The organism is Amycolatopsis thailandensis (genome assembly GCF_042723255.1).
Taxonomy (GTDB): Bacteria; Actinomycetota; Actinomycetes; order Mycobacteriales; family Pseudonocardiaceae; genus Amycolatopsis; species Amycolatopsis thailandensis.
This window is the reverse complement of the sequence record NZ_JBHXJK010000032.1, coordinates 1-20,209: the sequence shown is the minus strand read 5'-3', so window position 1 is coordinate 20,209 and position 20,209 is coordinate 1. Positions and strand designations below refer to the sequence as shown.

At 68.8% G+C, this 20,209-nt stretch carries 20 protein-coding genes and 1 pseudogene; 13 read left to right on the top strand and 8 right to left on the bottom strand.

Annotation, left to right across the window (positions count from 1 at the left end; genetic code table 11):
• Positions 1-31: 31 nt before the first annotated feature.
• Positions 32-1,531 (bottom strand): MFS transporter, encoded by a 1,500-nt coding sequence (locus tag ACFWMR_RS15380; protein ID WP_378378811.1) that lies wholly within the window; start codon positions 1,529-1,531, stop codon positions 32-34.
• Between the two features lie 107 nt (positions 1,532-1,638).
• On the opposite strand from ACFWMR_RS15380, the gene ACFWMR_RS15375 reads away from it, so the two are divergent.
• Positions 1,639-2,364, top strand: a complete 726-nt coding sequence (locus ACFWMR_RS15375) for a TetR/AcrR family transcriptional regulator (protein ID WP_378378810.1) — start codon at positions 1,639-1,641, stop codon at positions 2,362-2,364.
• Here ACFWMR_RS15375 and ACFWMR_RS15370 read toward each other — a convergent pair.
• A complete protein-coding gene (locus tag ACFWMR_RS15370) occupies positions 2,354-3,130 on the bottom strand; it encodes an IclR family transcriptional regulator (protein WP_005154827.1) in 777 nt (258 codons plus the stop codon). The two genes, ACFWMR_RS15375 and ACFWMR_RS15370, sit on opposite strands and share 11 nt — an antisense overlap.
• A 103-nt stretch (positions 3,131-3,233) precedes the next feature.
• On the opposite strand from ACFWMR_RS15370, the gene aceB reads away from it, so the two are divergent.
• Genes aceB through ACFWMR_RS15355 form a run of 3 tightly spaced genes read left to right on the top strand, consistent with a single transcriptional unit; the run spans position 3,234 to position 6,143 of the window.
• The gene (gene aceB, locus ACFWMR_RS15365) at positions 3,234-4,820 is read left to right on the top strand and encodes a malate synthase A (RefSeq protein ID WP_378278095.1); all 1,587 of its coding nucleotides are present in this window, start codon (positions 3,234-3,236) and stop codon (positions 4,818-4,820) included.
• Between the two features lie 4 nt (positions 4,821-4,824).
• A complete protein-coding gene (locus ACFWMR_RS15360; RefSeq protein WP_378278096.1) occupies positions 4,825-6,021 on the top strand; it encodes a DUF6986 family protein in 1,197 nt (398 codons plus the stop codon).
• Positions 6,018-6,143: a hypothetical protein gene (locus tag ACFWMR_RS15355; protein ID WP_378378809.1), complete on the top strand. Its 126-nt coding sequence runs from the start codon at positions 6,018-6,020 to the stop codon at positions 6,141-6,143. The genes ACFWMR_RS15360 and ACFWMR_RS15355 overlap by 4 nt, the downstream gene beginning before the upstream one ends.
• On the opposite strand, the gene wzt is transcribed toward ACFWMR_RS15355, so the two are convergent.
• Entirely contained in the window at positions 6,127-6,879 is a 753-nt protein-coding gene (gene wzt / locus ACFWMR_RS15350) for a galactan export ABC transporter ATP-binding subunit Wzt/RfbE (protein WP_378378808.1), read from the bottom strand. The genes ACFWMR_RS15355 and wzt overlap by 17 nt on opposite strands.
• Before the next feature lie 73 nt (positions 6,880-6,952).
• Here wzt and ACFWMR_RS15345 point away from each other — a divergent pair, with 73 nt between their 5' ends.
• Positions 6,953-7,597, top strand: a complete 645-nt coding sequence (locus ACFWMR_RS15345) for a TetR/AcrR family transcriptional regulator (protein ID WP_378378807.1) — start codon at positions 6,953-6,955, stop codon at positions 7,595-7,597.
• A gap of 450 nt (positions 7,598-8,047) precedes the next feature.
• Here the strand turns inward: ACFWMR_RS15345 and ACFWMR_RS15340 are convergent, their stop codons facing one another.
• From ACFWMR_RS15340 to ACFWMR_RS15320, 5 genes are all read right to left on the bottom strand, one after another.
• The gene (locus tag ACFWMR_RS15340; RefSeq protein WP_378378806.1) at positions 8,048-9,307 is read right to left on the bottom strand and encodes an HNH endonuclease signature motif containing protein; all 1,260 of its coding nucleotides are present in this window, start codon (positions 9,305-9,307) and stop codon (positions 8,048-8,050) included.
• Positions 9,308-9,455: 148 nt separating this feature from the next.
• A complete protein-coding gene (locus ACFWMR_RS15335) occupies positions 9,456-9,944 on the bottom strand; it encodes a GNAT family N-acetyltransferase (protein ID WP_378378805.1) in 489 nt (162 codons plus the stop codon).
• Between the two features lie 9 nt (positions 9,945-9,953).
• Positions 9,954-10,556 carry a DsbA family protein gene (locus ACFWMR_RS15330; protein ID WP_093938248.1) on the bottom strand — a complete coding sequence of 201 codons (603 nt, stop codon included), beginning with the start codon at positions 10,554-10,556 and terminating at the stop codon, positions 9,954-9,956.
• 36 nt (positions 10,557-10,592) lie between these two features.
• On the bottom strand, positions 10,593-11,075 hold the full coding sequence (locus ACFWMR_RS15325; RefSeq protein WP_093938249.1) for a MarR family winged helix-turn-helix transcriptional regulator: 483 nt from the start codon (positions 11,073-11,075) through the stop codon (positions 10,593-10,595).
• A gap of 1 nt (position 11,076) precedes the next feature.
• Complete coding sequence (locus tag ACFWMR_RS15320; protein WP_378378804.1) at positions 11,077-12,498, bottom strand: PucR family transcriptional regulator; 1,422 nt, start codon at positions 12,496-12,498, stop codon at positions 11,077-11,079.
• A 136-nt stretch (positions 12,499-12,634) separates the two neighbouring features.
• On the opposite strand from ACFWMR_RS15320, the gene ACFWMR_RS15315 reads away from it, so the two are divergent.
• From ACFWMR_RS15315 to ACFWMR_RS15280, 8 genes and pseudogenes are all read left to right on the top strand, one after another.
• Complete coding sequence (locus tag ACFWMR_RS15315) at positions 12,635-13,504, top strand: FAD binding domain-containing protein (RefSeq protein ID WP_378378803.1); 870 nt, start codon at positions 12,635-12,637, stop codon at positions 13,502-13,504.
• Positions 13,495-13,965: a (2Fe-2S)-binding protein gene (locus ACFWMR_RS15310; RefSeq protein WP_378378802.1), complete on the top strand. Its 471-nt coding sequence runs from the start codon at positions 13,495-13,497 to the stop codon at positions 13,963-13,965. Before ACFWMR_RS15315 ends, ACFWMR_RS15310 begins: the two co-directional genes overlap by 10 nt.
• A complete protein-coding gene (locus ACFWMR_RS15305) occupies positions 13,962-15,311 on the top strand; it encodes an 8-oxoguanine deaminase (protein WP_378378801.1) in 1,350 nt (449 codons plus the stop codon). Before ACFWMR_RS15310 ends, ACFWMR_RS15305 begins: the two co-directional genes overlap by 4 nt.
• Entirely contained in the window at positions 15,308-17,590 is a 2,283-nt protein-coding gene (gene pucD, locus ACFWMR_RS15300) for a xanthine dehydrogenase subunit D (RefSeq protein WP_378378800.1), read from the top strand. The genes ACFWMR_RS15305 and pucD overlap by 4 nt, the downstream gene beginning before the upstream one ends.
• A gap of 32 nt (positions 17,591-17,622) precedes the next feature.
• Positions 17,623-18,117, top strand: coding sequence for a nucleoside deaminase (locus ACFWMR_RS15295; protein ID WP_093938255.1), 495 nt, complete (start codon positions 17,623-17,625; stop codon positions 18,115-18,117).
• A gap of 33 nt (positions 18,118-18,150) precedes the next feature.
• Positions 18,151-19,593, top strand: coding sequence for an NCS2 family permease (locus ACFWMR_RS15290; protein WP_093938256.1), 1,443 nt, complete (start codon positions 18,151-18,153; stop codon positions 19,591-19,593).
• Positions 19,584-19,955, top strand: a complete 372-nt coding sequence (locus ACFWMR_RS15285; protein ID WP_378277629.1) for an allophanate hydrolase-related protein — start codon at positions 19,584-19,586, stop codon at positions 19,953-19,955. The genes ACFWMR_RS15290 and ACFWMR_RS15285 overlap by 10 nt, the downstream gene beginning before the upstream one ends.
• A 170-nt stretch (positions 19,956-20,125) precedes the next feature.
• Positions 20,126-20,209: pseudogene (locus tag ACFWMR_RS15280) on the top strand (fructose-bisphosphatase class II); the annotation flags it as partial.

Below are 20,209 nucleotides of genomic sequence, written 5' to 3'. Positions count from 1 at the left end.
TTGCAAGGAAAGGACCTTTCATAGCGCGCGCTCAGGCCGTGACAGGGACGGTCTCGCCTGTTTCGACCGGAGCGGCCTTCTTGTCCCGCATCACCAGGAAGGCGACCATCGCCGCCGCCAGTACGCCCACGGCGCTGATCAGGAACGTCGTCGACATCGCCGAGGTGAACGACTCGCGGGCCGCCGCGATGAGGCCGTCTTGGCCGGTGGCGAACGCGTCGCCGATCGAGAGCCGCGCCTGAGCCGGGGCCGACTCGGGCATGTGCGAGGTGAACAGGCTCGACACGACACTGCCCAGGATCGCGATGCCGAGCGCGGCGCCCAGCTGCTGGATGGTGTCGTTGAGCGCGGAGCCGACACCGGCCTGCTCCTCCGGAACCTCGCCCATCAGTGCGGAGATCGCCGCAGGCATCGCCAGTCCGCCACCGGCGCCGAGCAGGAACAGCGCGATCGCCGGCAGCAGGAAGCCCGAAGTCGTCGAAACGGTGCCGAGCATGCCGAACCCGCCGGCCATCACGATCATGCCGGCCGTGGTCAGCGCGCGGTTGCCGATCTTCTGGCCCAGCGTGGCGCCGAGGGTGTTGCAGAGCAGCGACGCGAGGGCCATCGGGATGAAGGCCAGGCCCGCCTGGGTCGGGGTGTAGCCGAGGACGAACTGCAGGTACTGGGTCAGGAGCAGCAGCAGGCCGCCGTTGCCGATCTGCACCAGCGTGAGCGACAGGCTGCCGCCGCTGAAGTTGCGCTTGCCGAACAGCTTGAGCGGGACCATCGGCGACGGCGTGTGCCGCTCCCAGAGCACGAACCCGGCCAGGCTCACCACCGCGATCGCCAGCGGGACCAGGGTCCCGGCTTCGGTGAAGCCGTGCTTGGGCAGTTCGATGATCGTCCAGATCAGCGCGACCATGCCGGTCGCGGACAGGATCGCGCCGAGCGGGTCGGGCTTCTGCCAGGGACCCTTCGATTCCGGCATCAGCGTGAACGCGGCGATGACGGCGATGACGACGATCGGCACGTTGATCAGGAAGACCGCGCCCCACCAGAACCACGCGATCAGCACACCGCCCAGCACCGGGCCGCCGATCAGGCCGAGCATCGCGACCGCGCTCCACGCGGCCATCGCCTTGCGGCGCTCTTCGTCGTCGAAGACGGTGATCAGGATCGACAGCGTGCTCGGCATGATCAGCGCGCCGCCGACGCCCATCACCGCGCGGGACGCGATCAGTTCGAGCGGATTCGCGGCGAACGCGGCGACGAGTGAGGCCACTCCGAACAGGAGGAGGCCGATGACCATCACCTTCCGGCGGCCGAACCGGTCCCCGAGGCTTCCCGAGGTGAGCAGCAGGCCGGCGAACACCAGGATGTAGGAGTCCAGGATCCACTGCGTGTCCTGGGCGCTCGCCCCGAGGTCTTCGGCGAGCGGCGGCACGGCGACCGTCAGCACCATGTTGTCCACGACCAGCACGAGCGTGCTCAGGCACAGCACGATCAGGATCCACCAGCGGCGCGGGTCGCGCCTTTCCGGCTCGTTCATCGGGATACCCCCAGAGATGGTTGCGTACGTTGTTCGGTTGATGCGCACACTGTACGCAGATAGAAACATCGTTCGCAAGGGGGCACGTCGTGCGCTAGGGTGGGGCCATGGCAACGGAGGAACGAACGATCCAGTCGGTGTGGACGCGGCCCCGCCGCAAGCGGGATCAGCCCGCGTTGAGCCAGTCGCAGATCGTCGCCGAGGCCGTCCGGATCCTGGACGCCGAAGGGGTCGACGCGCTGAGCATGCGCAGGCTCGGCACCGCGCTGAACGCGGGCGCGACCTCGCTCTATCGCCACGTGGCCAACCGCGACGAGCTGATCGAGCTGGTCGTCGACGAGGTCTACGGCGAAATCACCGTGCCGGACGGCGACGATCCGGAGAGGTGGCGGGAGGCGGTCGTCGTCGGCGCGCAGAGCGTCCGCGCCATGATCCTGCGGCACCCTTGGGTCGCTTCACTGCTCGGCTCGGTCGGCCTGTCGTACCTCGGGCCGAACGTCATGCGGCTCAACGAGCGGCTGCTGGCCGTCTTCGTGACCGCGGGCTTCCCCGGCGACGAGGTCGAGCAGGCGATCAGCGCGGTCATCTCCTATGTCGTCGGCATGGGAACGACCGAGGCGGCTTGGCTGACCACCGTCGCGAGAAGCGGCAGGAGTGAACGAGAGTGGGCGGAGCAGCTGCGCCCCGCCGTCGAAGCCGCGGCACAGGAGCATCCGTACCAGCGGGAACGGATCGCCAAGAGCGACGCCGATCCGGAGCGGCTTCGCGACGAGAAGTTCCGCTACGGCCTGGAGAGGATGCTCGACGGTTTGGAGACCAGGCTCAAACGGTGACCCCGTCACGCGAAAGGGTGGAGCCGAGCGAGTTCGCGATCCGCTGGACGACGGGCGCGATCCGCTCGACGGCCTCCACCGTGAGCCGTCCCGAAGGCCCGGACACCGAGACGGCCGCCGGCACCGGAGCGCCCGGGACCGCGACGGCCACGCAGCGGACGCCCAGTTCCTGCTCGGCTTCGTCGAGCGCGTACCCCTGCTCGGCGATCTTCGCCAGCTCACGCAGGAGCGCGTCCTGGTCGGTGAAGGTGTGTTCGGTGTAGGAAGGCATGCCGGTCCTGGCGAGCAGCGCCGTGACGTCGTCGGAGGGCAGGTGCGCGAGCATCGCCTTCCCCACGCCGGTGCCGTGCGGCAGGAGACGGCGGCCGACCTCGGTGAACATCCGCATCGAGTGTTTCGACGGCACCTGGGCGACGTAGACGACCTCGTCCCGCTCCAGGACGGCGAGGTTCGCGGTCTCGCCGACCTCGTCGACCAGTTCCGCGAGCAGCGGCCGGGCCCACGAGCCAAACTGCATGCTGGCGTTCTCACCCAGCCGGATGAGCCGGGCGCCCAGCGCGTACCGGCGGTTGGTGTTCTGCCGGACGTAGCCCAGGTCCACCAGTGTCCTGATCAGGCGGTGGATGGTCGGCATCGGCAGCCCGGACAGCGTCGCCAGCTCCGAAAGGCTGGCCTCGCCGCCGGTGTCCGCGAGATGCTCGAGGAGCTCGAAGGCCCGCTGAAGTGACTGGACGCCGCCATCGCGCCCGTTCTTCTCCGCTGCCACCGTGGTACTCCTAACGTCGGCGTTGATGTTCCGCTATGCAGAAACTATAGTCCGTCATGTAAAACCGTAGGGACGTTATTTATCCGAACTCGGGGTGTTTCTCATGTCTGACCAGATCTCAGCCCAGGTGCTCGGTGCGCCCGTCGAGCGTGGGAGCGAGATCCTCACGCCGGAGGCCCTCGCCTTCCTCGCGGGTCTGCACGAGGCTTTCGCCGGCCGTCGTGACGAACTGCTGCAGGCCAGGAGCAAGCGCCGCGAGGAGGCCCGGACCACCGGCAAGCTCGACTTCCTTCCCGAGACCAAGGAGGTCCGCGAGGGCGACTGGAAGGTCGCCGAGGCGCCGCCCGCGCTGCGCGACCGCCGCGTCGAGATCACCGGTCCGACCGACCGCAAGATGACCATCAACGCGCTGAACTCCGGCGCCAAGGTCTGGCTCGCCGACCTCGAAGACGCGAACACGCCGCACTGGGCGAACGTCGTCTCCGGCCAGGTCAACCTGTACGACGCCGTCCGCGAGGACATCACGCTGGAAAGCGGCGGCAAGAGCTACGCGCTGAAGGACGACGTCGAACACGCGACCATCGTCGTCCGCCCGCGCGGCTGGCACCTCGACGAACGCGGCCTGTCCTTCGGTGGTCGCCAGGCCGTCGGCGCCCTGGTCGACTTCGGTCTCTACTTCTTCCACAACGCGCAGGAACTGCTCAACCGCGGCAAGGGCCCGTACTTCTACCTGCCGAAGATGGAGAGCCACCTCGAAGCCCGGCTCTGGAACGACGTCTTCACCCACTCGGAGAAGACGCTCGGCATCGAGCACGGCACCGTCCGCGCGACCGTGCTGATCGAGACCATCCCGGCCGCTTTCGAGATGGAGGAGATCCTCTACGAACTGCGCGAGCACGCGTCCGGTCTGAACGCCGGCCGCTGGGACTACCTGTTCAGCGTCATCAAGTACTTCCGCGACGCGGGTGAGAAGTTCGTGCTGCCGGACCGCAACTCGGTCACCATGACCGCGCCGTTCATGCGCGCCTACACCGAACTGCTGGTGCGCACCTGTCACAAGCGGGGCGCGTTCGCGATCGGCGGCATGGCCGCGTTCATCCCGAACCGCAAGGACCCCGAGGTCACCGCAGCCGCGCTCGACAAGGTCCGCGCGGACAAGAGCCGTGAGGCGGGCGACGGCTTCGACGGTTCCTGGGTCGCGCACCCGGGCATGGTCGACATCTGCCGTGAGGAGTTCGACAAGGTCCTCGGCGACAAGCCGAACCAGCTCGACCGGACCCGCGACGAGGTGTCCGTCACCGCCGACCAGCTGCTCGACGCCGCTTCGACGCCGGGTGGCGCCACCGCGGCCGGTCTGCGCGCCGCCGTCGACGTCGGTATCCGCTATATCGCGTCCTGGCTTTCCGGCAACGGCGCGGCGGCGATCCACAACCTGATGGAGGACGCGGCCACCGCGGAGATCTCGCGTTCGCAGGTGTGGCAGTGGGTGCGCAACGGCACGCAGCTCGACACCGGTGACAAGGTGACCGAAGAGCTCGTGCGAGGCGTGCTGGCCGAGGTCCGCGGGGATCTGGCCGCGGAGATCAAGCCGGAGCTGCTGGAGCCCGCCGTCGAGCTGTTCGAGCAGGTCGCGCTCGCCGACGAGTTCCCGGACTTCCTGACCCTGCCCGCCTACGAACGGATCAAGTAGACAGATGGGGAACGGGCGGCTCACCGAGGACGTTTACACCGCCGCTGACGCGCGCCTCGCCGAGGCCGACGCGCGCGTCACGGCCGAATATCCCGGCGAGCCGCCCGGCCGCCAGCCCGTGCACACCGTGTACGTGCCCGCGTCGCGATACAAGACGCGGCTCGTGGCGGATTGGGGCAAGCAGGCCCTGCGGGTCTTCGGCGAACACGCCGACCAGCTGGGCCTGGACGCGGACATCGCCGACCGGGTCAGGACCAAACTCCTGACCGAGCCGATCGAAGATCTGCGGATCGACTTCGAGGACGGCCTCGGCAGGCCGGGCGACGACGAGGAGGACGCCACCGCGCTCGCCGCGGGGCGGACTCTCGCCGTCACCGGCGGGACGCCGTTCGTCGGGATCCGGTTCAAGAGTTTCGAGCAGGCGACCCGGCGCCGCGGCATCCGCACCCTCGACCTCTTCCTGGCCGGTCTGCTGGAAAGCGGGCCGCTGCCGGAAGGCTTCGTCGTCACGCTGCCGAAGGTGACCGCCGTCGAGCAGGTCGAGGTGGCGGCGGATGTCCTGGAGCGCCTCGAATCCGCGTACGGCCTGCCCGAAGGCTCCTTGCGGTTCGAGGTCCAGATCGAGACCGCTCAGTCCATTGTGGACCTCGATGGGACGGTCGCGGTGCCGCGGATCATCCAGGCCGCGCGCGGCCGGTGTTCGGGACTGCACTACGGGACCTACGACTACAGCGCCGGGCTCGGGATCAGCGCCGAGTACCAGAGCATGGAACACCCGGCCGCCGATTTCGCCAAGCAGCTCATGCAGGTTTCGGCCGCGGGCACCGGTGTCCGGCTTTCCGACGGCTCGACGAACAAACTGCCCGTCGGCGACGCGATCCTCCCGGCCTGGCGCGAACATCTGCGGCTGGTGCGGCGCTCCCTGGAGAACGGCTTCTACCAGGGCTGGGACCTGCACCCGCACCAGCTGCCGACCCGGTTCGCGGCGACGTACGCGTTCTTCCGCGAGGGGTTCCCGGCGGCGCTGGGCCGCTTGCGGGACTACGCCGACCAGACCGGCCGCGGGGTGCTGGACGAGCCGGCGACCGCTCAGGCTTTGGCGAGCTTCTTGTTGCGTGGCTTGGATTGCGGTGCCGTGGACGCGGGGGAGTTGTCGTTCTCCCGGGCCGAGTTGGACGGCTACGCGCGACGGACCGTGTGAGCAGCCCGTCCCGTCGCGCGTTGCTGATCCACGAGTTCGTCGACGCAGAACTCCGTGCGAGCGAACAGGTCGTGCTGCGGGATCCGGACGGACAGGATCAGCTGGTCAGGATCTTCCTTTGAGCGCGCCGTGATAGGTCGCGAGCACTTCGTCCAGTGAGCCGTGCGCGCGGATCCGGCCCTCGTCCATCCAAAGTGCGGTGGTGCAGAGTTCCCGCAGCAGCTCGTCGGAGTGTGAGGCGAACACCAGGACGCCGGAGCGGCGGGCGAGGTCGACCAATCGTTCGCGCGCCTTGGCGAGGAACGCGGCGTCGATCGCGCCGAGTCCTTCGTCGAGGATGAGGATCTCGGGGTCGATGGTGGTCACCACGCCGAGCGCGAGCCGCACCCGCATACCGGCGGAGTAGGTGCGCAAAGGCAGGTGCAGATAGTCGCCGAGTTCGGTGAACTCCGCGATGTCGTCGACCCGTTTCGCCATCTGCTTGCGGGACATGCCGAGGAACAGGCCCCGGATCAGGATGTTCTCGTGGCCCGAGACCTCGGGATCGAGTCCTACGCCGAGATCGAACACCGGCGCGATCCTGCCGACGACCCTCGCGGTGCCCCGGGTCGGTTCGTAGATGCCCGACAGCAACCGCAGGAGAGTGGACTTCCCGGCGCCGTTGTGCCCGACCAGGCCGACTCGATCGCCGTCGCGCAGCGACAGGGAGATGTCCCGCAGGGCCTCGATGATCGGGACTTTCGCGTCGGTGCCGATCTTGCCGCCGACCTTGCCGAGTACCCGCTTCTTGAGTGACCTGGTCTTGGCGTCGAAGATCGGGAAGTCGACGTAGGCGCTCTCTACCTCGATGCTCACCATGGTGCCGCCTCCTCGTCGTCGTAAAATGCGAACGGAAGTTATCATTCGCATCTGGTGCGGTAACGTGCGGCCGGTGAGTCAGCCATCCGCCGATCAGGGGTTCCGTCCGCCGCAACAGGCCCGCAGCCGGGAGTCCTTGCAGAAGGTGCTGGCCGCCGCCGAACACGTCCTGGCGGTTCAGGGCATCGAGGAGTTCACCGTCGGGGCGGTCGCGGAGCAGGCGGGCATGTCGGTGGGGGCGATCTACCGCCGGTTCTCCGGCAAGCACCAGCTGCTGTACGCGGTGAAGGACCAGCTGCTCGGGCAACTCGAGACCGGTGTCGCCGAAGCGCTGCGCGCGGCAGGGCCCGGCCTGGGCGAGATCGTCGGCGCGTTCGCCCAGTCGCTGGCGGACACCTTCGCCCGCCGGGACCGGATCTTCCCCGAACTGCTCGACAACCAGCGCGCCGAGGGGCGCGATCGTGGCCTCCAGGCGCTGGCCACCATCCAGGACGCTTTCGTGGACGCCGTTCGGCGCTGTCTTCCGGAGATTCGCTGGCCGGACCAGGAGCAGGCCGTCCGCATGACGGCTCGAACCGTCATCGGTTCCTGTGTGCACCGGGCCGCCAGTGGCCGATTCTGGCCGGATGGCCTGACCTGGAGCGAGTGGGCCGCCGAAACGACCGGGATGGCGCTGGCCTATCTGACTTCGCCGGGGGAAAGCGGCCCTCGCAATTAGTCCTCTGAATGCGGGGCCGGGGTGGCGCCGAGCGTCAGGGCAGTGTCCCGAGCGCCACGTTCGAGACTGTGAGCGTCCCAAGCGTGGCGCTCGGGACGCTGCTCGCCGATCCGGCGCGGGGAAGCCGCGCACCCGCCTGGCACGACGCATTTGCCTTATCCCGCATGGGTTTCTCGGGTCATGGCTGTCGGGTCGCGTCGGGGTGATCACGCAGGCTTTGCTGATCTAGGGGGAGTTCTATCGGGATTGGGCAGTTAGGCGGCCGTTGATGGACAGTCTCGGATCGCTGATTCTCGATCAGTGGAGGTTGTGGGACAGGAGCGTCCCCGTTCTGCCGTTGATCAACGGCATCCCTGAGTGGATGACCGTGTCGTTTCAGGCGGCGGGTGAGATGGGCATGGCGAGGGGCCCGTCGCCGGTGTGGCCGACGGGCTCCTCGGGTCATGCGGATCAGGCGGGGGCGCGGTGGAGGGTGTTGCGCCGGATTCGTTGTAGCGGGTCCAAGTACTGGGGTGGGATGAACTCCGGTAGCCCGTCGGCCGCCATGCGGACGTGCCAGTCGCCGTGGTGGATCAGGCGGTGGTGGAAGCCGCAGAGGAGCACGAGGTTGCGGAGATCGGTCGGGCCGCCGTCTGCCCAGTGGTGAATGTGGTGGGCGTGGCAGTTCTTCGGTTTTCGGTGACACCCGGGGAAGGCACAGCCCCGGTCCCGGATGTTCAGGGCGCGGCGTTGGCCTGGGGTGACGAACCGTCTCAACCGTCCCACATCAAGAGGTTCACCGGCCGCGTTCATCACCACGGGCAGCATCAAGCAGTCGCAGGCGGCCATCCGGGCGTCGCGGGCTGTCATCTCCCCGACAAAGTCGAGGCAGGCTTTCCCGATCCCGGTCTTGAGCTCTTCCAGGCCGATGGTGACGTGCACGAGGGTCCGGTATCCGCTCGTGCCGGGCTGATCCGGGCACGCGATCGCCAGATCGAGAAGCTCGGCCCACGCATCGCCCTGGCGCTCGCATTTCATCCGCAGATCTGCCTGGCCGAACTCGTCCACCGGACGAGGTCTCGCGTACGCCTCCAGCGCAGCCGCGGTGCGAGCTCCCAGTTCGTCGTCGAGGAGGCCGGTGAGTGTCCAGAACCCGTCTCGACGGCGTTCCAGGGTGATTTCGCGGCGTGGCTGTTTCGGTTCGGGTTCTTTGGGTTCGTTGCCGTCGGGGTCGAGCCAGCCGAGGATTTCCTCTTCGGCCTTCGTCACCTGCCGGGGCCCCGCGTCCCGGGCCAGGTTGGCCAGGACTTTCTCCGCGTGCTCCCGGTCTTCCGCGGAGGTGTCGGCCGGGAGTCTTTTCAGGATGTCCAGGATCTGGTCGATCCGGTGCTCACCGATGAGCCCCTCGGCCGCCACCTCGGCCGTGGTGGGCGCGACAGCCGGGACCTCACTACCATCCAGGGCCCGGGTCGGGTTCAACGCGATCGCCCGCTTCACGATCGGCCCCGCCTCAGCCCGCGACAATCCCGCCACATCGGCGAACCACGCCGCCGTCGACCCATACCCATACAAGTCTTTCGAGCCCCGAGACTCGATCTCCGCCAGAAACCGCCCCATCGCGGCCGACGCCACCCGCGTCACCCGCAGAAACTGCCGCACGCCATGCGCAAGCTCCAGCTCGCCGGCACGCCACAACTCCTGCGGCAGTTCAGGAAGGAAGGTCTCGGACACCCCTCCATAATACACCCACATTTCGAACACGTGTTCGTAATTTTAAGTCACCACTAACTCGCGCATTTCCCACTGACGAGTGAACCCAAGCACAATTAGGCGACTAAATGCGTCACGTGAACGCGACGCGGTTCCAAAGTCCCTGCATTTAGTCGGCTAAATGCTTCACATAACGATGGCACGGCACGAAAATCGGCCCGTCCGGTCCGAAAGCCGGATTGTCGAACAAGCCGCCATCGACCCATCCGCATCGCTCGTAGAACCGACGCGCCCGCGCGTTCCCCGGCGCCACGGCGAGCCAGGCGCGGGAATGACCGCCGGCGCCCACGAGCCGTTCGGCCTCCGCGAGCAGCGTCCCGGCCACCCCGCTCCCGCGATGATCCGACGAGACGTACACCTGCTCGACCTCGTCGCCGACGACCATCACGAACCCCGCGACCTCGTCGCCGACCATGGCGACGGAAGTGTCGGCGACGCGTTGAGCCGCCCGCTCATGGAACGACTCGCGCGTGCGGACCCGGACAAGTGCTTCGGGCACGTTGCCGAGATGGCCGTCCCGCCAGCCGTGGTACCAGATTTCCGCGACGGCGTCGGCGTCCGCGGGGGTCGCCGGCCGGAACACCGCAAAGGAGGACATACCCGGAGTTTAGGGAACCAGCGCGCCGATCCGCCGCTCCACTTCGTCCGCGCTCGCGTTCCCGGCGACGAGTGTCACGACCTGGTCCCCGTGGGAGGCGAGCAAGGTCGGATATCCCGTGACACCCAGTTCCCGCGCCCGCCGGAAGTCGTCCGCGGCGGAAACCCGGTCCAGCGCGGCTTCGACGGCGTCCCCGTCCAAGCCTGCCCGCTGCGCGACCACGCGATACGTCGAGACCTCGGACAGGCTCAGTCCGTCGAGGTAGAAAGCCTCCTGCAGCAAGGCCGCGAGCCGCACGGCGCGGTCCGGCGCGACTTCGCGCAGCGCGGCCATCCCGCAGGCGGCGGCCTCGGAATCCATGACGAACTCGCCGTCGGCGATGAGCCGCTCGTAGCTTTCCCCGAACGGCGCCCCGGTGCGGCGGGTGATCTCGGCGTTGGCTCCCTGGACATAGCCGAACTGCCGGATCGGCACGCGGCGCCCGCCGAGGAACAAGCCGCCGGAAACCACTTCGACCGGCAGGTCCGGATGCCGGTGCGCGACGTCGGCCATGGTCCTGGCGAACCCGTAGGACCAGCCGCAGTACGCGTCGAAGACATAGATGAGCCTCATGACGAGACCCAACGATGTCTGACCAGTCAGATATTCCTAACGGAGCCGGGGGAGCGCGTCACGGGCGGAATGGCTCAGCGTCCGCAGGTCCTGGGCGAACCGTTCGCGATGGTCCGCGGGCAGCGGGTCGAGGAAGAGCCGCTGGATGTTCTCGACGTGCACCAGCGCGGCCCGGACGGTCGTCTCCTCGCCCTTCGCCGTCAGCCGGACGAGTTGCACGCGGCGGTCTTCGGGGTCGGCGGTGCGGACGACCAGGTCGAGCGTGGTCATCCGGTCGACCAGCCGCGTCGCGCCGCCGGTGGTCAGCACCTGCTCCTGCGCGATCGCGCGCATACTCATCCCGGCCTCGCCCGACCGGCCGACGATCAGCAGGACCTCGAACATCAGATGCGAGATCCCGCATTCGGCTTCCAGCGCGCGGCCGAGCAGGTATTCGAGCCGGTTCGCCGCGCCCATCATCCGCCCGAAAGCGACCACACGCGGATCGTAGGCGGCTTCTTTCGCCGTGGTGATGCCCATTTCAGCTCCCTGCCGACAAGGCCAAATAGACGTCGAGCTGTTCGGTGAACTCGGTCAGATCGGTGCCGAGCAGTTCGCTCGCCCGGCCGATCCGGTACCGCAAGGTGTTGACGTGGACGTGCAGTGCCCGCGCGGCCCGCGTCGGTGAGCCGGAGCATTCCAGGAACACGCGCAAGGTGTGCACCAGATCGGTGCCCTGTTCGGCGTCGTAGCTCAGCAAGGGGCCCAAGACCCGTCGCCGCAACGCCGTCCGGAGGTCGTCGGGCGCGCCTGCCAGCAGCAGCCGGTGCATGCCGATCTCGCCGCCGTGGACGACCTCGACCGTGCCGGGCCGTTCCGCCGCCACGGCCAGCGCGTAGCGCGCGACCTCTTTCGCGCCCCGCAGCACGGAAACCGGGGAACGGTCGCTGATCCCGATCAGCACCCGGCGGCACGGCAGCAGCGACTTCACTTCCGCCAGCGCGGAGGTCACCGTGGCCGGCCAGTCCTCCGGCCATTCGCCGTCGTCCTCGGCCACCGCCCAGGTCGTCTCCCCGGCGGGCCCGACGAGGGCGCCCGGCGGGAGTAGCTCGGTCAGGATCCCGCGCGCCGCTTCGGATCCTTCGGTGCGGGCGACGACGACGCGCAGATCGCCGCGCAGACCGGTCGCGGTCAAGGCCGCGTGCGGATCACTTCCTTCGTCGAGCGCGGCGAGCAACGGTTCGAGCACCCTGTCGGTGACCGCGCGGACCTCGTCCGCCCGCGTGCGCGCGAGCCCGATCAGCCCGGCGAGTTCCTCGGCGATCTCCGCCTGGGCGGCGGTCAGCGCGCCGCCGATCGCGAGCAGCCACGGCAACGCATGCCTGCCGCCGACCGGCCGGACGGAGACGTCGTCCGCCTCCAGGGAACGTCCGCCCGCGGCGACGAACCGCCGCACCAGATCGGTCGCCGTCCCGGTCGGCACCACCCAGCAGGGGAGACCGATCTCCGCGCGCGCCCGCGCCAGCAGCGTTTCCACCGACGCGTCTTCCGTCGCCGCTGAAAGCAAACGTTTGCGAGCGCCTTCCGCGGCCGCGGCCAACGCCAGCACGACCCGTTCGGTGACGACCGAGAACGACAGATCCGTCGGCACCTCCAGCAACGGAATCCCGTGTCGCGTGCAGGCTTCGGCGAGGTCTTCGGGGATCCCGTCGGAGTCCGCTCCGGATGCCGCCAGCGCCGCGGCCCCGGCCTTCGCCAGCGCGGCCACGAAGGCCTCGGAATCACCGGGCCCGCGCCACCACAGCAACCCGCTCAGGACGAGCTCGCCCGCCGACACGTACCGCCCGGGGTCGGGCAGTTCGGTGACGTAGATCCGGGACACCGGACGGTCGAGCAGAGCCGTCCCGGCGCGCACACGCAAGCGCAACCCGGGTAGCGCGAGCAGAGTTTTCACGGTCGTCATCAGGTTTGTAGGAAACCACAAATCGACCGGCCCGTGCTGGGGAGATTTCATGCTTCGGCACCGTTGCCGCCATACGGGCGCAGGGCGTCTACTGAGTCAGCCGTCACAGCACTCCGCCGAACCGAGGAGCCCGAGAGTGGATTTCCTGCGCCCCAGCTCGCTGACCGAGGCGCTCGCCGTCAAGGCCGAGCGACCCGACGCGGTACCCATCGCGGGCGGCACGGACGTCATGGTGGAGCTCAATTTCGACCACCGTCGTCCCGGCGCGCTGCTCGATCTGAACCGCGTCACGGAACTCGCCGAGTGGACCGAGAGCGACGGCGAGATCCGGCTCGGCGCTTCCGTGCCCTACGTCCGGGTGATCGCTGAGCTGGGTGAAGTTCTGCCCGCGTTGGCGATGGCCTCGCGCACCGTCGGTTCGCCGCAGATCCGCAACCGGGGCACCGTCGGCGGGAACCTGGGCGCCGCCTCGCCCGCCGGCGACACGCATCCCGTGCTGCTCGTGCTCGGCGCCGAGGTCGAGGCCGCGTCGGTGCGCGGAACACGCAGGATCCCGGCCGAGGAGTTTTACCTCGGCGTCAAACGCAACGCCCTCGAACCCGACGAGCTGATCACCGCGGTGTACCTGCCCGCCGTGGTCGGGCCGCAGCAGTTCGCCAAGGTCGGGACGCGCAACGCGATGGTCATCGCGGTCTGCTCGTTCGCGTTGGCCCTGCACCTGGACACCCGCGAGATCCGCGCGGCCGTCGGCTCCGCGGCCCCGACCCCGCGCCGGGCGGCCGCCGCCGAAGAATTCCTCTCCGCCGAACTTCCCTGGTCCACCAAGGCTTCCGTCGCGGATTCGGTCAAACGCCGGTTCGGCGAGCTGGTGTCGGAGGCGGCGTCGCCGATCGACGACGTCCGCGGCAGCGCCGACTACCGCAAGCACGCGTTGTCCGTCCTGGCGCGGCGGACGCTGACCTGGGCGTGGAACGACTTCCAGAAGGGTGAACGCGAGTGCGCGTGAACGTGACGATCAACGGCGAGTCCCGCCAGGCCGACGACGTCTGGGAGGGCGAGAGCCTGCTCTACGTGCTCCGCGAGCGGCTCGGCCTCCCGGGCTCAAAGAACGCCTGTGAACAGGGCGAATGCGGGTCCTGCACGGTGTATCTCGACGAGGTCCCGGTGTGCTCGTGCCTGGTCGCGGCCGGGCAGGTCGAGGGCCGCGAGGTCCGCACGGTCGAAGGACTGGCCGAGGGCGACAAGCTCGACCGTGTCCAGCAGTCCTTTGTGGATGCCGGTGCCGTCCAATGTGGCTTCTGCACGCCCGGTCTCGTCGTGGCCGCGCACGATCTGCTCAACCGGGTCGAGAACCCCGCCGACGAGGAGATCCGCGAGGCACTGGCGGGGAACCTGTGCCGGTGCACCGGATACGAGAAGATCCTCGACGCCGTCCGGCTGGCCGCGACAAGGGGAGGGACCGCGTGAAGACCGTCATCGAGAACGCCGCGATCGCCACCGTCGACGGCGCGGGCACCGAGCACGGCTCTGGCCACGTCGTCATCGAGAACGACCGCATCGCGGCTGTCGGCGCGGGAAAGGCGCCCGAAGGTGAGTACGACGAACGCGTCGACGGCTCCGGCTGCCTGGTCACGCCCGGCCTGATCAACACCCACCACCACCTCTACCAGTGGGCCACGCGCGGCCTCGCCGCCGATCACACGCTCTTCGAATGGCTCGTCGCGCTGTACCCGATCTGGGGAAGGCTCGACGCCGAGATCACGCACGCGGCGGCCACCGCCGGGCTCGCGCGGCTCGCGACCACCGGCTGCACGACCGTCGCCGACCACCACTACGTCTTCCCGCACGACGGCGGCGACCAGGTCGAAGCCCTCGCCGCCGCCCGGATCCGGGTCGGTGTGCGGCTGCACGTCGTCCGCGGCTCGATGGATCGGGGCGAATCGCAGGGCGGGCTCCCGCCGGACAACCTCGTCGAGGAGACGGAGGCCGCGCTGCTCGGCACCGAGGCCGCGATCGACCGGTTCCACGACGCCTCGGCCGGTGCTCATCTGCAGATCGCGGCCGGTCCGTGCTCGCCGTTCTCGGTGAGCGAGCGGCTGATGACCGGCGCGGCGGAACTGGCTCGCCGCAAGGGAGTCCGGCTTCACACGCATCTCGCCGAGACGGTCGACGAGGAGAAGCAGTGCCTCGCCGAGGTCGGCTGCACCCCGGCCGAGTACGCCGACAAGCTCGGCTGGCTCGCCGAAGACGTCTGGCTCGCGCACTCGATCCACCTCGCCCCGGACGCGATCCGGCGCCTGGGCGCCACGGGCACGGGAGCGGCGCACTGCCCGACGTCCAACGGCCGGATCGGCGCCGGGATCGCCCCGGTTCGGCAACTGCTCGACGCCGGTGTCGCGGTCGGGCTCGGCGTCGACGGCGCCGCGTCCAACGAGTCCGGCGGCCTCGGCGAGGAACTGCACCAGTCGTTGCTGCAAGCGCGCCAGCGCGGCGGACCGCGTGCGCTGACCACGCGCGAGGCGCTGTGGATGGGCACGATGGGCGGCGCCCGCTGCCTGGGCCGCGAGAAGGACTTGGGTTCGATCGAGGCAGGCAAGCTCGCCGACCTCGCGGTCTGGAACCTGAACGGCCTGAACTACGCCGGGATCACCGATCCGATCGCCGCCCTGGTGCTCGGCGCCACCCCGCCGGTCGAGCGGCTCTTCGTGGGCGGCGCGACCGTGGTGACCGGCGGGACCCTGCGCGAGGAATCCGAAGACGAGATCGCCCGTGACCTGGCCGTGGCCAGTGCGCGGCTGAGGGAGACGGTATGACCACCACCGAAGTCTCCAAGCGGACCACCGAAAACGGGGTGGGGACGAGCCCGCTGCGCCCGGACGGCACGGTCAAGGTGCGCGGCGAGTTCGCGTACTCCTCGGACCTGTGGCACGAGGACATGCTGTGGGGCGCGACGCTGCGCAGCCCGCATCCGTACGCGCGGATCACCGGTATCGACATCACCGAAGCCCTTGCCGTGCAAGGGGTCTACGCGGTGCTGACCCACGAAGACGTGCCCGGGCTGAACAAGTACGGCCTGGAGCACGCCGACCAGCCGGTGCTCGCCGTCGACGTCGTGCGCTATCAGGGTGAGCCCGTCGCACTGGTCGCGGCGGACCACCCCGAGACCGCGCGCCGCGCGATGAAGCGGATCAAGGTCTCCTACGAGGTCCTCGAACCGGTGACGGACTCCGAGAAGGCCGCCGCGGGCGAGGGCGCCGAGCTGCACCCCGGCGGGAACGTCGTGCGGTACGCCAAGATCCGTCACGGCGACCAGTCGGTGAAGGCCGATGTCGTGGTGTCGGGCGTCTACGAGGTCGGCATGCAGGATCAGGCCTTCCTCGGGCCCGAGTCCGGCATGGCGATCCCGGACACCGAAGGCGGCGTCGACCTTTATGTCGCCACGCAATGGCTGCACGTCGACCAGCAGCAGATCGTCGCCGCGCTGGGCCTGCCCAAGGACAAGGTGCGGTTGACGCTCGGCGGGGTCGGCGGCGCTTTCGGCGGCCGTGAGGATCTCTCGATCCAGGTGCACGCGTGTCTGCTGGCACTGCACACCGGCAAACCGGTCAAGATGGTCTACAACCGCGAGGAATCCTTCTACGGCCATGTGCATCGCCACCCGGCGAAGATGTACTACGAGCACGGCGCGGACAAGGACGGCCGGCTCGTTTATGTGAAGGCGAAGCTGTACCTGGACGGTGGCGCGTACGCCTCGTCGACCGGCGCGGTGGTGGCGAACGCGGCCACGCTCGGCGTCGGCCCGTACAATGTGGACAGTGCTTCGGTCGACTGCTGGGGTGTGTACACCAACAACCCGCCCTGCGGCGCGATGCGCGGCTTCGGCGCGGTGCAGGCGGGCTTCGCCTACGAGTCCCAAATGGACAAGCTCGCCGAAGCGTGCGGCGTCGACCCTGTCGACATCCGGATCCTCAACGCGATGGAGGAAGGCAGTCTCATGCCGACCGGTCAGGTGGTCGACTCGGCCGCGCCGGTGGCCGAACTGCTGGAACGCCTGCGCGCCAAGCCGTTGCCTGTCCAGCACGAGGATCTGGACCTGCGCCGGATGCCCGGCGGCGTCTCCAACACCACGCACGGCGAAGGCGTCGTCCGGGGTGTCGGCTACGCGGTCGGCATCAAGAACATCTGCTTCTCCGAGGGTTTCGACGACTACTCGACGGCCCGTGTGCGGCTGCAGCTCGTCGGCGGCGAACCCGCGGCGACCGTGCACACCGCCGCCTGCGAGGTCGGCCAGGGACTCGTGACGATCATGCAGCAGATCGTCCGGACCGAACTCGGCATCGAGCAGGTGACGATCCTGCCGATGGACACCAACATCGGCAACGGTGGTTCGACGTCGGCGTCGCGCCAGAGCTACGTCACGGGCGGCGCCGTTCAGGCCGCCTGCGTCGCGGTCCGCTCCGGGCTGCACAAGCATCTCGCCGGCAAGCTCGCCGCGGACGGCAAGCTGAACGTCGTCGCGAACAAGGTGGTCTCCGTCGACGGCAGCGTGCTGGCGGACCTCGCCGACGTCCTCGGCGACGAGGTCTTCGACGAGACCGTCGAATGGCGTCACCGGCCGACGACGCCCATCGATCCCGAGACAGGACAAGGCAACGCGCACGTCCAGTACGGTTTCGCGGCGCACCGCGCGGTGGTGGACGTCGACACCGAACTCGGGCTGATCAAGGTCGTCGCGCTCGACTGCGCGCAGGACGTCGGCAAGGCGCTCAACCCGCAGGCGGTGCTCGGCCAGATCCAGGGCGGTTCCGCGCAGGGGCTCGGGCTCGCGGTGATGGAGGAGATCCAGACCGTGGACGGGAAGATCCGCAACCCGTCGTTCACCGACTACCTGATCCCGACCGTGCTGGACATGCCGCCGATGGACATCGACGTCCTGGAACGGCCCGATCCCAACGCGCCGTACGGTCTGCGCGGGGTCGGCGAACCGCCGACGATCTCGTCCACCCCGGCGATCGTCGCGGCCATCCGCGCGGCCACCGGGCTGGCGCTGCCCCGTGTCCCGGTGCGTCCCGAGCATCTCACCGGCACCTGACATCCGTACTTTTTCGAGCTAGGAGCACATCCGTGGGTACCCGTCTGTCCATTTCGGAGTCCGACGAGCAGAAATGGCTCGCCGAAGCCGTCCAGCTGGCCACCGCGAACGTCGAAAGCGGCGGCGGCCCGTTCGGCGCGATGATCGTCCGCGACGGTTCGGTGCTGGCCACCGGGACCAACCAGGTGACGCCGACGCTGGACCCGACGGCGCACGCCGAGGTCGTCGCGATCCGCGCGGCCTGCCAGGCGATCGGCGACCACAAGCTCGACGGCTGCGTCCTCGTCACCTCGTGCGAGCCCTGTCCGCTCTGCCTTTCCGCCGCGCTCTGGGCGCGTGTCGGCAAGGTCGTCTACGCCGCCGACCGCCACGACGCGGCCGAGGCGGGCTTCGACGACCGCGAGTTCTACGAGCTCTTTTCCCGCCCGCGCGAGACCTGGTCACTACCCGTCGGCCAACTGTCCCTTCCGGACTCTTTCGCGCCTTTCCAGGCCTGGCTGTCGAAACCCGACAAGAAGGCTTACTAGATCTTTCCCGCCCCACAACGTTGTGGAGTAGGCATGACCCAATTAGGTACAGAGCGTCCCCACCTGCCCTCGTCCGAGCCGGGGCGGCTGTCCGGGCTCGACCGCTGGTTCAAGATCTCCCACCGCGGCAGCACGATCGGCCGCGAAGTGCGCGGCGGGATCACCACGTTCGTCGCGATGTGCTACATCGTGTTGCTCAACCCGCTCATCCTCGGCGCGTCGGCCGACATCACCGGCGCGAAGCTGACCACCGAGGCGATCACGACGGCGACCGCGCTGGCGGCGGGCGTGACCACGATCCTGATGGGCCTCGTCGGGAACGCCCCGCTGGCGCTCGCCGCCGGTCTCGGCGTCAACGGTGTCGTCGCCTTCCAGATGGCGCCGACCATGACGTGGGCGCAGGCTTTCGGGCTCGTCGTCCTCGAAGGCGTCTGCATCGTGTTCATGGCCGTTTCCGGGATCCGGGAACGGATCATCAACGCGATCCCGATGCCGCTCAAGGTCGCGATCACCGTCGGCATCGGGCTCTACATCGCGCTGGTCGGCCTGGTCAGCGCCGGATTCGTCACCCGGACCCCGGACTCCGCCCAGTCGACGGTGCCGGTGCGGATGGGGATCGGCGGTCACCTCGAAGGCTGGCCGATCGCGATCTTCTGCCTCGGCCTGCTGCTGATGATCGTGCTCGTGAGCCGCGGCGTTCCGGGCGCGGTGCTGATCAGCATCGCGGTCGCGACCGGGCTCGCGGTGCTGGTCAACAGCGTGTTCCACGTCCAGGGCTGGGGGCTGGTCGAGCCCAAGGTGCCCGATCAGGTCGTCGCGCATCCCGACTTCAGCCTGCTGGGCGACATCGATCTCTTCGGCGGCTTCGGGTCGGCGGGCGCGGTGACGGCGGCGGTCTTCCTGTTCACGCTCGTGCTTTCCGGGTTCTTCGACGCGATGGGCACGATCACCAGCGTCTCCGAGGAGGCGGGGCTGACCAAGGACGGCAAGGTCGAGGGGATGGGCCGCATCCTGCTGGTCGACGGCGCCGGCGCCCTCGCGGGCGGTGTCACCGGTTCGGCTCCGAACACGGTGTTCCTCGAATCGGCCGCCGGGGTCGGCGAAGGCGCGCGGACCGGGCTGGCGAGCATCGTCACCGGCGGGTTGTTCACCGCGACGCTGTTCCTGACACCGATCGCGGCCGTCGTCCCGGCGCAGGCCGCGGCGCCCGCGCTGGTCGTCATCGGCGGGATGATGATGGCCCAGTGCGCGCGGATTCCCTGGCGGGACCTGGATTTCGCGATCCCGGTGTTCCTGACCATCGCGTTGATCCCGTTCACCTACTCGATCACGAACGGGATCGGCGCCGGGCTGGTCGGCTACGTGCTGATCAAGATCTGCAAGGGCAAGATCCGCGAGATCGGCTGGATCCTCGGGATCCTGGCCGCGGTGTTCGGGGTGTACTTCGGGATCGAAGGGATCATGTCGTGGTTCTGATGTTCCTCAACGGCGGCGGGATGCGTGGCGGACCGCTGCACGAGCAGTTGCAGGGCGCGCCGTTGTGCTGCGTGGCCCGATCCGCGCCGAAGTACCACTACTTCTCGGTGGGCGACCGGTTTCCGGCGATGTACGAAGGCGGTTCCGGATCGGTGGTCGGGGAGGTGTACGACTTGCCGCTCGCGGTGTTGCGGGATCACCTCGTCCCCGCGGAACCGCCGGAACTGGAGCTGGGCGTCGTCGAGCTGGAGGACGGTGCAGCCTGCCTTGCCACGGTCCTGCGCTCGTCCTTTGTGGACTCGCCTGGCCTGACCGACATCACCTCCGTCGGTGACTGGCGGGCCTATCTGGCGTCCCGCTAGCCGTCCGTGGAGGCCTCCTTCCCTGCCTTGCGAGGCAGGGTCTCGGCGAAGTCGCTTCTCCGCTGGTCAGGGAGGTTGTGAAAGCCACTTTCGCAACGGTGAAGGTTGCGAAGGTGGCTTTCGCGACACCGCCGAGCCTCCGCCACCCACGAGACCCGCGGTACCCGCAAGACCTTCTGATGGGCATCGGCGGCACCCCCGAGGGCATCATCTCGGCCTGCGCCATCAAGTGCCTGGGCGGCACCATCCAGGGC